This window comes from Labilibaculum euxinicum, assembly GCF_009795715.1.
Taxonomy (GTDB): Bacteria; Bacteroidota; Bacteroidia; order Bacteroidales; family Marinifilaceae; genus Labilibaculum; species Labilibaculum euxinus.
This window is the reverse complement of record NZ_WTCR01000011.1, coordinates 115683-129483: the sequence shown is the minus strand read 5'-3', so window position 1 is coordinate 129483 and position 13801 is coordinate 115683. Positions and strand designations below refer to the sequence as shown.

The window sequence follows — 13801 nt, the reverse complement described above, 5'->3', positions numbered from 1 at the left end:
GATTATGAAGGCACTTTGTTTATATTTTCAGATTCATCAACCCTTACGTTTAAAAAGATATCGGTTTTTTGATATCGGTAACGATCATTACTACTACGATGATTATACCAATGAGTCGATCATGAGAAAAATTGCAGATGAGTGTTATTTGCCTGCAAATAAAATTGTTTTGGAATTATTAAAAAACAATAAAGGCAAGTTTAAAATATCATTTTCTATCACGGGTATTGCCTTGGATCAACTCGAGCAATATGCACCGGAAGTTATTGATACTTTTAAAGATCTGGCCAAAACGGGAGATGTTGAGTTTTTAGCAGAAACTTATTCTCATTCTCTTGCTTCATTAATCAATAAAGAGGAGTTTATTCAGCAAGTTACAAGTCACAGCAATAAAATAGAAGCTCTTTTTGGAGTTCGGCCATCTGTATTTAGAAATACTGAAATGATTTATTCGGATGAAATTGGAGAAATGGTTTCTAAAATGGGGTATAAGGCAATTCTAACAGAAGGAGCCAAGCACATCCTGGGTTGGAAGAGTCCAAATTATTTGTACTGCAACGCAATCAATCCCAAGTTAAAAGTTTTAATGCGTAATTATAAACTAAGTGATGATATTTCATTCCGGTTTTCATCTGAAGGATGGAAGGAATGGCCGTTAACAACAACTAAATTTGTTGGTTGGTTGAATGAAATGGAGGATAAAGAAGATTTTGTGAATATATTTATGGATTATGAAACCTTCGGTGAACATCAGAAGAAGAAATCTGGAATTTTTGAATTCTTAGCTCACCTTCCTCAGGAGGTTATTTCGAAATCGAAATATAAATTTGCAACGCCTTCTGAGCTTGCTTCTGAATTTCATCCAATTGCCCAGGCGCATGTGCCTAATGCAATTTCATGGGCAGATGAAGAGCGTGATTTGTCGGCATGGCTGGGCAACAAACTTCAGGATGAAGCTTTTCGAAAATTATATGCATTACGTGACGATGTTGCAGCTGTAGATGATGATCGAATCAATAAGGATTGGAAATATTTACAGGCAAGCGATCATTTTTACTACATGTGCACCAAGTTTGCTTCAGATGGTGATGTTCATTCTTATTTTAATCCATACAGCTCACCTTACGATGCTTTTATCAATTACATGAATGTGTTAAGTGATTTTCAGATTCGTTTGAAAATTCTAAAAGACGGTTTAGCTCTTGATCCTGAAGAATTGCAATATCAGATTTTACAAAAGGATGAGTTAATTGCCAGATATGAAAGAGAACTGAGCGAACTTAAAAACTAATCGTTTAAAATTAAACGATAAACAGAATCAATTAATTAGGAATAAAATACTTTCTGTATAGTAATTAAAGGAAAGTATTTTATTGAATTTTAAAGTAGTCAGCACTTTAGTTGGTAAAAAAACAGCTAAAAGTAATTAGTAAGCATATGGGTATGAATAATAGGGATATAACTCCGGATTTTATATTTGAAGTTAGTTGGGAAGTTTGCAATAAGGTTGGTGGAATTCATACGGTTATTTCTACAAAGGCCTTATCGCTTAAACCAGTATTTAACGATCGGATCATTTATATCGGGCCGGATTTTAATAAGACTGAACACCGGGAAAAAGAGTTTCAGGAAGATGAAAAATTGTTTCCGCAGTGGAGAGCAAAATTGAAAGCGGATGGTTTATCAGTTCGGATTGGATATTGGAAAATACCGGGAAATCCAATTGTGATTTTGATTGATTTTTCGGATTTTCTGGCGAAGAAAGACGCTATTTACAGTCAGTTGTGGGAAATTTACCGGTTGGAATCATTATATGGACAGGATGATTATCATGATGCTGCGATGTTTGGTTATGCAAGTGGTAAAGTAATTGAGAGCTTTGTACAGTTTAATGATTTGTCGAAAAATAAAATAGTTGCCCAGTTTCATGAGTGGATGACTGGTGCCGGACTATTGTATTTGAAAGATCAGGCGCCTTATATTTCAACAATTTTCACGACTCATGCAAGTATGCTTGGACGGGTATTGGCCAGTAATTATGAAAACTTGTACGATAATCTGCTTCATTTTAATCCAATTGAAAAGCCAAGACAGTACAATGTTACGGCCAAATGTTCAATGGAAAAATGTGTTGCTCTGGCAGCAGATTGTTCTTCAACAGTGAGTGATATCACAGCACGTGAGTGCAGGCAATTTCATGGGCGCGCTGTAGATGTGGTGATGCCAAATGGTTTTGAAGACGACTTTGTACCGAATTCCGAACAGCTCGAAATTACCAGACAGAAATCAAAAAAAGAATTCAGGAAAGTAGCCGAATCGCTTTTGGGTTATGAAATAAAGGAGAATACATTGTTTGTAGGAACGGGTGGCCGTTACGAGTTTAAAAACAAAGGCCTTGATGTGTTTTTGGAAGCTTTGGCCCAATTGAATGCAAACAAATATATGGATCGTGATATTATAGCTTTCTTTTTGATTCCGGGAGATCAGCGGGGGCCCCGAAAGGATTTACAGGAGAATTTGGTGGAATATCCGGAAAAAAAGTTCCTGACAAAACCTTATTTAACCCATAACCTGGGCAATGAAGACAGGGATGAGATCTTAAAAAAGATCAAGTCTTTGGGTTTTAGTAATGGCGAAGATGAGAGAGTTAAAGTTATTTTTGTGCCAACCTATCTGGATGGAAAGGATGGCATATTTAATAAGTCTTATTATGAGCTTTTGATGGGATTGGATCTGTCCGTTTTCCCATCTTATTATGAACCTTGGGGATATACTCCAATGGAGAGTGTTGCCTTTAGTGTTCCTACCATAACAACTTCATTATCCGGATTTGGACAATGGGTTCAAATGATTGGAGAGGCAGACAAAGGCGGCGTTGCAGTTGTGGAACGAAATGATTCCAATCGAAAAGAAGTTGTAGGAAATATTTCTTCTCAGATATTTAATTTTGCAACAAAATCAGAGGATAATGTAATTCGGTGCAGGGAAAATGCAGCCAGCATTGCTAAAAAGACATTATGGAAGAATTTTATTGGAAATTATTACAAGGCTTACGAATTAGCAATCAAAAATAATATGAAAAAGGAAAACGAATCACCTGTGCAGGTTTTGGTTGAAAATCATTTGAACGTACCAAAAAGTAATCAGATAAGTTGGCGGAAATTAATTATTGAGACCAATCTTCCAAAGGAATTGCTTGGTTTAGAGGAATTATCTAAAAATTTATGGTGGTGCTGGAATTATAAAGCCATCGACCTTTACGAATCGGTGGATCCTAAGTTGTGGCATAATTGCAAAAAGAATCCAATTCTACTGCTTAAGCAAGTGTCAAGTGCACGAATGAAGGAATTGGCGGCTAATGAGTCTTTTATGCAGAGTTATAATGCTGTAATTCAGGAATTCAAAAACTATATGGCCGTAAAACCGGCCGAAGGACAACCTAAGATTGCTTATTTCAGCATGGAGTACGGTTTAAATAATAACCTGAAGATTTATTCCGGAGGATTGGGAATATTGGCGGGCGATTATTTAAAAGAAGCCAGTGACTCTAATGTGGATATGGTTGCGGTTGGTTTTATGTATCGGTTTGGATACTTTACCCAGCGTTTATCTTTAAATGGCGAGCAGTTGGTTGAGCTGGACGAACAAAAATTTTCTCAGTTGCCAATTGTAAGGGTGAGAGATAGTTCAGGATTTGCAAAAACCATTTCCCTTTCTTTGGAAGGAAGAACTGTTACAGCAAAAATATGGAAGGTTGAAGTGGGTAGAATTTCCTTATATCTTTTGGATACCGAAACCGAAATGAATGATGAGAGAGATCGTTCTTTAACTCATCAATTATATGGCGGCGACTGGGATCACCGGATTAAGCAGGAAATTCTTTTGGGAATGGGAGGTATCAAAACTCTCGATGCTATTGATATTCAACCTGACTTGTATCATTGCAACGAGGGACATGCCGCATTAATAAATGTAGAGAGATTGATCAATCTGATTTCTGATGGTTATCAATACGAAGTGGCTTTGGAAATTGTAAGAGCTTCCTCCCTTTTTACTACACATACGCCGGTACCAGCCGGACATGATACTTTTTCTCCTGATATGATCAGACATTATCTGTCTTATGTTCCTGAGAAACTGAAATTAGGATGGGATCAATTCCTTGCTTTGGGAAGAGTAAATCCTTTGGATTATAACGAGAGGTTTTCGATGAGTAACTTGGCAGCCAATACATCGGTTGCCATGAACGGAGTAAGTATGCTTCACGGCAAGATTTCTCAGGAAATGTTCAATAATCTTTATCAGGGATATTTTCCTGAGGAATTGCATATTGGGTACGTAACAAATGGAGTGCATTATCCTAGCTGGACTGCAAAAGAATGGAGAACTTTGCACGAACAGGAATTCGATGAAGGATTCTTAAATGATTTGTCGAACAAAGAATATTGGAAAAAAATATACGATGTTGCTGATGAAAAAATTTGGAGCATTAAAAATGTATTGCGTAAAAAATTGATTGATTTCGCGAAAGATCGTTTCCAAAAGAACTGGATCAAAAGATATGAGGATCCCCGTTCTTTAGTTGAGATAATGGATTCGATAGATGAGAATGCTCTTACCATTGGATTTGCCCGCCGATTCGCTACTTATAAGCGTGCGCATTTATTATTTAGTGATATAGACCGATTGGCCGAACTCTTAAATAATCCTGAAAAACCGGTGCAATTTATTTTTGCAGGAAAAGCACATCCTGCAGATAAAGCAGGACAGGATTTAATTAAACGCATTGTTGATGTGTCTCGTCGTCCTGAATTTGAAGGGAAAATTTTATTCCTTGAGAATTATGACATGGAATTGGGACAGCGCTTGGTTAAAGGTGTTGATATCTGGATGAACACGCCAACCCGTCCGCTGGAAGCTTCCGGAACATCGGGTGAAAAGGCTGTTATGAATGGAGTTCTTAATTTTAGTGTACTTGACGGATGGTGGCTGGAAGGTTATCGTGAAGGAGCAGGATGGGCACTGACCGATGACAGAACCTATGAAAGTCAATCGTTTCAGGATGAATTGGATGCGCAGACAATTTATTCAATGTTCGAAAATGAAATAATACCTCTATACTATAAGCGTGATGAGAACAACATTCCGGTTGATTGGATTCAGTACGTTAAAAAATGTATTGCTGAAATTGCACCGGAATATACAACCAAGCGTATGATTGACGATTATAAAGATCGTTTTTACAGTAAAATGCATCAACGTGTTCTAAAATTGAAGGAGGGAGACTATGAAATGGCAAAAGATACTGCCAATTGGAAAAAGAAAATTCTTGCTTCATGGGATAAAATTGAAGTGGTTTCTGTGGATGCACCAAGTACTCCTAAGCACAAATACTTGTCAGGTGAAAATTATCATGTGGAAGCAGCACTTGATTTAAAGGATTTGATCGATGAAGATATTTGCGTTGAATTGGTACTAAGAGCTACCATAGATGCTCAAAAACCTGGCCCAATTCGTACAGAACCGTTAATTCTTGACCGGAAGGTGGATTCACTGGCCTTCTATCGTTTGGATTTGGTGTTGAATGATCCGGGGATCTTCGATTTTGGATTGAGAATGTATGCGTGTAATTGCAACCTTCCTCATCGTCAGGATTTTAACTATGTGAAATGGATTTAGAATAAAATATTATGAAAAAAGGCTGTTCCAATTTTGAAACAGCCTTTTTTTGTATTTAGAATAAATGAAATTATTTTTTATTAGCTTTTTTCTCTCTTTTTTCTTCTTTTTTTTCTTTCGCCGTTTTTGTCGATTCCTTTTTCACGTTTTTCTTAGCGTCTTGTGACTTAGCCATGATATTTATATTAAAATTAAGTTTCTATTTTATTACTTATAAAGTGTTATTTCAAATTTACGAAATAAATTGGCATTTAATATTTTTTGTGTGTTTGGTTAAAGCAATTTTAATACCCATAGTTCAATCATTTCTTCGTGGCGCCAATTTTGATTTCTTTTTGTGTTCTTCGAAGCTGATCTTACTTTTTTATGCAAAAGTAATTCTTTTTCAAAACGACCGCCTTCAGCCAATTCCTTTTCGATAGGATGACTTTCCTTCTGATTGGTAATTTGTGCCAGATTTGAAAACAGAATTACAACACGGCCATTAAGTCTGGTGTGTTTTTTTGCTTCTGCAAAAAAGCGTGGAAACAAATCCTTTTCATAGTAGATTGCATTGTCGATTCCTTCCGATTTGTTTGATGCCGGCAACCAGGGCGGATTAAATACAATTAAATCTGATTTGCTGTCGTTTTGGGCAAATAAATCTCCGAATAGAAGTTCTATTTTCGAGTTTAATTTACTTTTTTTCAGACTTTGTGTTAAGCCAATAATCGCATTTGGATTGTTATCGGTACCACAAACCTTCTGAAAACCACGCTTCAACAGTTGAAAACTTAAAATACCGGATCCAATTCCAACATCAATAGCAGATTTTTTTTCTCCCTTGTAACGTTCCAACCACTTGTCGAATAGTTTTAAATGTTCAAATCGGGTTGGGAAGTAAGTGCCATAAAACGGATGTATTTTTCTGTCGATAACAGGAATGAAAATACCTTTGTTGTACCACTGCCACGAACTGTTTAATCCTTGAACCTGAGAAAATGGCAGCAGAAATTCAGTAAAATCGGGATATAGAGTTTCTAACCAGCCAATTTCCGGAGCTTTTCTAACGGTGAGTTTGTTGTTTGTTATGTGCAGAAGTAATTTATGAGAAAGCTCGCGATAAGTTTTGCGCAATTCACGTTGTCCCTTAAACGATTGATCCGTATATTTTTTCTCCAGATGTTTTTTTAATTCGCTGAGTACAGCAAGTCCGCTGCTATAGTAATCAACAATTAAAACCGAATAGCCTTCAATAAGTGCATCTACGGCATCCATAGGATCCATACGTCTTTTGTAGGGAACCACATCGATATCTGCAACAATTGGTTCTGGTCTGTTTACTGATATTTTTTGACCTGATATGATCAGCTCTAATTCGTTTTTTAACATTCCTTATTTGTTTTTCGCGTTTCGCAAAACCAAGGTCAAACTCCTAAGCAATGTTTATTTCGCAGTTGATTTTTAAAAATTGTGTAAACGTAGTACAATTACTGATGATAATACGATCTATTCACTCAATTAATTGCAATAACAGTATATAAATCAGTGATTTTTTTAGTTTCTAATTTCGAACAGCAAATATTGATAGCCCGAAACATTTAGAGACAATCCTTTTTCAGATGCTTCTTCGCAGGTAAGCCTATGCTCAGCATTTGATTGTTTATTAACAAAACACAATTCTAGCGGACGTTGAATCTTCATTGTTTCCAGTGCGTGTGTTGGTATTTTTACTTGCAAATGCTGTGTGTGATCATCGAAATTGCAAATCACTAATAGTTTTTGATTTACGGTATGCCGCAAAAAAGCGTAAACTTTATCCGAATTAAAGATGTTTGAATCCGTGTTTTGCCACATTATATCATAAAATTCACCAAAGACGATAGCGGGCAGTTGTGCATATTTTAGAATGTCATGATAGGCTGTTTGCAGTTTTTTTTGCCGATCAGATAATAATTCACCATCAAATCTGCCATCATTCATCCATTTTTGGTGTTCTGGCAAATTCCAGTAATCGAATATGGTAGATCGCCCGTCAGAACCACTATAACCGGATATTTCCATTCCTGTTTCAGCAAATTCCTGTCCCGAATATATCATCACAGGTCCTCGGTGCATACAAAGCGACAGCATCATCCCCGGAAGGGCTTTAATAGGATCGGAAGCAAAATAGGGCGAAGCAATTCTTTGTTCATCATGATTTTCCAGAAACCGAAGCATGTATTCGTCCAGATTGTTTAAGGATTGCCAGCATTGTGAAATATCTCTGGCTGCACGTTCTCCGCGAATTACTCCTTTAAGAGTGTCATACAAACCTACTTTGTCGTACAGGTAATCGAATTTTCCGTTTTTAATATAGGTTTCGTATAAATAAGGATTGTATACTTCGGCAATAAAAAGGATATCAGGAAATGCTGATTTTATTTCCCCAATTACCCACTGCCAAAATTCTACGGGTACCATTTCTGCCATATCACAACGGAAACCATCAATTTCTTTTTTTGCCCAATAGAGCAAAATGTCTTTCATTTTCAACCAAGTATCTGGAATTGGATCAAAATGAGCGGAGTGCCCATTCTGATAATCGACACCATAATTTAGCTTAACGGTTTCGTACCAATCGTTTAGTTGCGGATGGGCAGTAAATTGATCATTTCCGGTTGCCTTTGCAGGATATTCCTGATAATCTGTATTCGGAAACCGATTTCTTATTTCATCAGACAGATGCAATTGTTGGTGCGGTAGATAGTAGAAGTTGTTAGTGGCCGAAAATGCTTTACTGCCATCATCTTGGTCACCGAAATCAGAAATACCTTCCGGTTTTGCATCCGAATGATATTCCCGGGCCAAATGATTGGGAACAAAATCGATAATCACCTTCATATCGTTCTGATGGGTTCTCGCAACAAGATTTTGAAACTCCAGCATTCTTTCATCTACATCCTCGGCCAGATCTGGATTTACATCGTAGTAATCTTTAATTGCATATGGAGATCCTGCTTTTCCTTTAATCACTAATGGATTTCCATGAGGGATTCCAGCATCAGGATAAGCCTCAACAATCGCATGCTCGATGATTCCGGTATACCAAACATGAGTAATTCCAAGTTTTTTTATTTCCTGGAGTGCAGTATTGATGATGTCATTGAACTTTCCGGTTCCATTTTCGCTTCGGGAACCATCAACAACAGGCTTCGTGTTTTTATTTCCAAATAAACGAGGAAGCAATTGATATATAATTGGTTTGGGAATGCTCATATTTAAAAGATACTTTTTGAAGGAATATACTTGAATACTAAAGCTGTTCTGCTTGGTAAATAAAGATATACCCTGTGGTTTTTCGACATTGAAGCTTCAGGTTTGGAATAGTAAAGCAGGCTGCCATCCACACGATCGAAGCCACCATATTTTTTCTCGTCTGAATTAAGCACAAGCTGATATTTACCTGATTTTGCAGGAATTCCATAATAGGTAAATGATTCGCTTGGATTGAGGTTGAAAACGAAAAGTAAATCTTTTCTCAGAATAGCCAAAATTTGATTTTGCTGATCGGATTGAACACAATTGATATAGGGTTCGTTAATGAATTCCTCTCTGTTTTGCAGAGCAATCATATCTTTATCAAACTCATTTAAATCTTCGAAGCGCAAGAGATGATTGTCGACCAAACTCCATTGTCGCCGCGCATGTTTGTAGGACCAATTGTTACCTAAACGGGGGAAATCAATCCATTCGGGATGTCCGAATTCATTTCCCATAAAATTTAGGTAGCCGTTTCCAGAACAGGAAAGTGTCAGCAATCGAATCAATTTATGAAGAGCAATTCCACGGTCGACCACCAAGTTTACGCTTGATTTGTCCATGCTGTCATACATTGATTTTTCAATTAAACGGAAAATAAGCGTTTGGTCGCCAACCAAAGCCTGATCGTGAGATTCTGCATAGCTAATGGTTTTTTCTTCGGCTCGTTTGTTGGATAATTCGTAAAAGATATTGCCTACATTCCAGTCTTCATCATGTGTTTCCTTAATCAGCTTGATCCAATAATCGGGAATTCCCATGGCTAATCTAAAATCAAAACCCAAGCCTCCATCCTCCAAAGAAGATGCTAAGCCGGGATATCCGCTCATTTCTTCTGCAACACTAATCGCATTGGGATTGTATTCGTGAATCAACTTGTTGGCTAAGCTTAGGTAGCAAATTGCATCCTCATCTTGTCCGCCGTCAAAATACATTTCATAGCTTGTAAAATCTCTCGATAAACCATGATCGTAGTAAAGCATACTTGTCACGCCATCAAAACGATATCCATCGAAATGATATTCTTCCAACCAGTATTTAATATTGGATAACAGAAGGTGAAGAACTTCATTTTTCCCATAATTGTAACACAAAGAATCCCATGCTATGTGTTCTCTTCGTTCATCTGCATGAAAAAATTGATGTGGCGAACCATCGAAATTACCAATGCCTTCCAGTTCATTTTTTACTGCATGCGAGTGAACGATATCCATAATCACCATAATGCCTAAGGAATGTGCTGCATCAATTAGTTGTTTCAATTCTTCGGGCGTTCCGAAGCGGGAAGATGCTGCGAATAAGCTGGAAACATGATATCCAAAAGAGCCATAGTACGGATGTTCCTGAATGGCCATTAATTGTATGGTATTGTAACCGGCGCGGTGAATTCTGGGCAATACGAGTTCACGAAATTCCTTATAAGTGCCAACGCTTTCTTTTTCTGTAGCCATTCCAATATGGGCTTCATAAATAAGAGGCGATTTGTATTTGACTCTATTGGTATCAAATTTCCATTCAAAAGGCTTTTCGTTTTGCCACACTTGAGCTGAATAAATAAGTGTATCAGGATCTTGTACCACTCGTGTGCACCAAACAGGAATACGTTCTCCTTTTCCTCCCGGCCAATAAATCAGTAATTTATATAAATCAGCTTGTTTTAGTGAAGCTAACGGCAGTTTCAACTCAAAATTACCATTGGCAATTCTTTCGAATTGATAGTTTGTTTGCTTTTGCCAGTTCGAAAATTCACCAATAAGATACATTTTATCGGCATTTGGAACCCATTCCCGAATAATCCAGTTTTCAGAATCTTGATGGAGACCATAATAATGATGTCCATTGGCAAAGGCTGAAAGCGTAGTTTCTGTTAGTTCCTTTTCCTTTTGGAAAGCTGCATTTAATCTTTTTTGAATCACATATTGATAATCGTATAACATGGGATCCGAGTCAACTATTTTAAGATGTTTAATCATAAGCGGTATAAGAGTTCCGGATTAGGAAGTAAGTTGTTGGTGCAACAAGTTTAAAGATACAATTTATCTGATGCAATTATTTTAAAAAGGAGTGAAGTTTTTGAGATTTTTTCCTTGCTGATAAAGAGGTTGAGTTGTGTGAATGCAGCAGTCCCCGTCCAGCAGCAAATATTTCTGAAAATAGTTTATCTCCTCGTTAAATTTCAATCTGTTTTCTTATCTTAATCGGATCAATTAATATATGTATATGTACGGGGGAGAAATATAATTATATGAGATCAGAGAAATTTCAAAATGAAGTTGATTTAAAGTACAAATTGTACAACAGTATATTTTTGACATTGCCATTGGATGGTATTCATAAAACGGGAATATTAATTCCCATTTTAAAAGAAGAATGCTCGAAGGGATTGGAGACAGGAAAATCACCGGTTGAAATATTCGAGGATTTTTTTGAGAAGCAAACCTCCTTTAAAACAGAGGAGGAAGAATTTGATTTCATGTTTCGGGTAATTCATTACATCGAAAGACAGGTGGTTTTGCTGGATGCAGTGGAGGATGCAGTCTTTGGCAAAATGAATGATTTAGATGGTGCCGGCAGTTTGAAAGCATTAAAGTCGAAGATCAAACAAACCGGCAAATGGGAGGATTTAAAAAATGATTTAGAACATTTTGCTGTGCGGGTTGTGTTAACTGCTCATCCTACGCAATTTTATCCCAGCACTGTTCTTGCCATTATCAATGATTTGATAAAAGCCATTCAAAAAAGCGATTTGCTTCAAATTAAGTTATTGCTTACCCAGTTGGGGAAAACACCGTTTTTTAAGAAGGAACGTCCTACACCATATGATGAAGCAAAAAGTTTGAGCTGGTATCTTGAGAATATATTTTATCAGTCGGCTTCCGATTTGTATTCAGAATTGTTAAAAAGCGAAGACTTTTCTAATGAAAAGGTTGGTTCTGTAATCTCATTTGGTTTTTGGCCGGGAGGCGACCGTGATGGAAATCCTTATGTAAATACTGAAACAACACTGAAAGTTGCAGAAAGACTTCGGTATATTTTGTTTTTGAATTATTACAAAGATTTGAGACTTTTGCGCAGGCGCTTAAGCTTTAAAGGTGTGTATGAGTTAATTGTGAACTTGGAAGAAAGGGTTCTTACTGCTTTGAATGATAGTGATAAAAGTGCAGGAATCTCTCTTGCTGAGATTACTGATTGTTTAAATAAAATTGAGAAAATATTAGTGGAGCAACACGATGGTTTCTTTCTCGATTTATTGAGAAAGTTTCAGAATAAAGTGAAACTGTTTGGTTCTCATTTTGCTAATATTGACATCCGGCAGGATAGTCGGATTATTGGTAAAGCTTTTGATGTTTTGTGTAAATCTTCTACCTTTTTAACGAATCAAATTGGCGATGTTTCTATTGAAAGTTTATTTGAAGTAAAAGGATCAGTTAGCTATTTTAAAACTGAAGATAAGGTGAGCAGAGATACAATAAGTGTTTTTTCCACCATAAAAGAGATTCAGGAAAGAAATGGGGAGTTGGCATGTAATCGATTTATTATCAGTAATTGTCAGTCTTCTGTTGATGTAGCCCGGGTTTATGCTATGGCTAAGCTTTGTGCCTGGGAAGATTCTTTGCCATTAGATATTGTACCGTTATTCGAAACGATTGATGATTTGTCGAAAGCCGATGAAACAATGAGGGAGTTGTTTGAAAATAAGGTATACTATCAGCATTTGGTTTCGAGAGGAAAGAAGCAAACCATTATGCTTGGCTTTTCGGACGGAACCAAAGATGGGGGTTACTTTTCAGCAAATTGGAGCATTTACAAAGCAAAAGAAAATATTACCCGATTGGCGCGCGAAAAGGGAATTGTAGTTGTCTTTTTTGATGGACGCGGGGGACCTCCGGCACGAGGAGGAGGAAACACACACAAATTCTATTCTTCTCTTGGGAATAATATCGAAAATCAGGAAATACAGGTAACCATTCAAGGGCAGACGATTAGTTCGAAGTTTGGAACCAAGGCATCGGCTAAATATTATCAGGAATTACTGATTACCGCTGGATTGGGAAATCGTCTGTTCGAGGATCAAAGTAAACAATTCAGCACAGAAGACAGAGAAATAATGGAGGCTCTTTCGCAATACAGTCTGGAAGAATATCAGCGATTTAAATCATCGGATAAGTTTGTGCCTTATTTAGAGAAAATGAGTGCTTTGAAATACTACGGAGAAGCAAAAATTGGAAGTCGTCCCAGTAAACGAAATGCATCAGCGGAATTAAATTTTGAAGATTTGCGGGCAATTCCTTTTGTAGGAGCCTGGAGTCAGATGAAGCAAAATGTACCTGGTTTTTTTGGTGTTGGAGCATCTATAAAGAGATTGAAAGAAGAAGGACGAATGGAAGGGTGTAAGAGTCTGTATCAGAATTCTCTGTTTTTTAGAACTTTGGTTGAGAACAGTATGCAGTCAATAAGCAAATCATATTTTTCATTAACACAATACATGCAAAAAGATGAAGAATTTGGTGAATTTTGGAATTGGATTTATAAGGAATATCAATTGAGTATTGATATGTTATTGGAAGTATCCGGACAAGAGGAGATTATGGAATTATCACTGGAGTTAAAGGATTCGATTCATTTAAGGGAAGAGATTGTATTGCCTTTAATATGTATTCAGCAATTTGCGCTGATGAAAATCCGTGAGATGGATTTATCTGGAAATACTGATCAAAACAAATATAATATACTGCAAAACTTGGTTATTCGATCACTTTATGGTAATATTAATGCCAGTAGAAATTCAGCCTAAATAAGTTTAAGAAATTTTACTCACTACTAACAATTTTCTAAGTCGAAT

6 protein-coding genes are annotated in these 13801 nt (G+C 36.8%); 3 read left to right on the top strand and 3 right to left on the bottom strand.

What is annotated here, in order from left to right:
• Positions 1 to 4: 4 nt before the first annotated feature.
• Both GQR60_RS14900 and glgP read left to right on the top strand, forming a co-directional pair.
• Positions 5 to 1291, top strand: coding sequence for a glycoside hydrolase family 57 protein (locus GQR60_RS14900; RefSeq protein WP_124993688.1), 1287 nt, complete (start codon positions 5 to 7; stop codon positions 1289 to 1291).
• A gap of 152 nt (positions 1292 to 1443) precedes the next feature.
• Entirely contained in the window at positions 1444 to 5679 is a 4236-nt protein-coding gene (glgP, locus tag GQR60_RS14895) for an alpha-glucan family phosphorylase (protein ID WP_124993687.1), read from the top strand.
• Between the two features lie 273 nt (positions 5680 to 5952).
• Here the strand turns inward: glgP and GQR60_RS14890 are convergent, their stop codons facing one another.
• The 3 genes from GQR60_RS14890 to GQR60_RS14880 form a co-directional block, all read right to left on the bottom strand.
• Entirely contained in the window at positions 5953 to 7050 is a 1098-nt protein-coding gene (locus GQR60_RS14890; RefSeq protein WP_124993685.1) for a methyltransferase, read from the bottom strand.
• A 165-nt stretch (positions 7051 to 7215) separates the two neighbouring features.
• Positions 7216 to 8916: an alpha-amylase family glycosyl hydrolase gene (locus tag GQR60_RS14885; protein WP_124993684.1), complete on the bottom strand. Its 1701-nt coding sequence runs from the start codon at positions 8914 to 8916 to the stop codon at positions 7216 to 7218.
• 2 nt (positions 8917 to 8918) lie between these two features.
• A complete protein-coding gene (locus GQR60_RS14880) occupies positions 8919 to 10931 on the bottom strand; it encodes an alpha amylase C-terminal domain-containing protein (RefSeq protein WP_124993683.1) in 2013 nt (670 codons plus the stop codon).
• 272 nt (positions 10932 to 11203) lie between these two features.
• On the opposite strand from GQR60_RS14880, the gene GQR60_RS14875 reads away from it, so the two are divergent.
• Complete coding sequence (locus GQR60_RS14875) at positions 11204 to 13753, top strand: phosphoenolpyruvate carboxylase (RefSeq protein ID WP_124993682.1); 2550 nt, start codon at positions 11204 to 11206, stop codon at positions 13751 to 13753.
• Positions 13754 to 13801: the final 48 nt, after the last annotated feature.

Bases quoted from the DNA above. Each gene is read 5' to 3' on its own strand.
- GQR60_RS14900 (WP_124993688.1), top strand. From the start codon at position 5: ATGAAGGCACTTTGTTTATATTTTCAGATTCATCAACCCTTACGTTTA.
- glgP (WP_124993687.1), top strand. From the start codon at position 1,444: ATGAATAATAGGGATATAACTCCGGATTTTATATTTGAAGTTAGTTGG.
- GQR60_RS14890 (WP_124993685.1), bottom strand. From the start codon at position 7,050: ATGTTAAAAAACGAATTAGAGCTGATCATATCAGGTCAAAAAATATCA.
- GQR60_RS14885 (WP_124993684.1), bottom strand. From the start codon at position 8,916: ATGAGCATTCCCAAACCAATTATATATCAATTGCTTCCTCGTTTATTT.
- GQR60_RS14880 (WP_124993683.1), bottom strand. From the start codon at position 10,931: ATGATTAAACATCTTAAAATAGTTGACTCGGATCCCATGTTATACGAT.
- GQR60_RS14875 (WP_124993682.1), top strand. From the start codon at position 11,204: ATGAGATCAGAGAAATTTCAAAATGAAGTTGATTTAAAGTACAAATTG.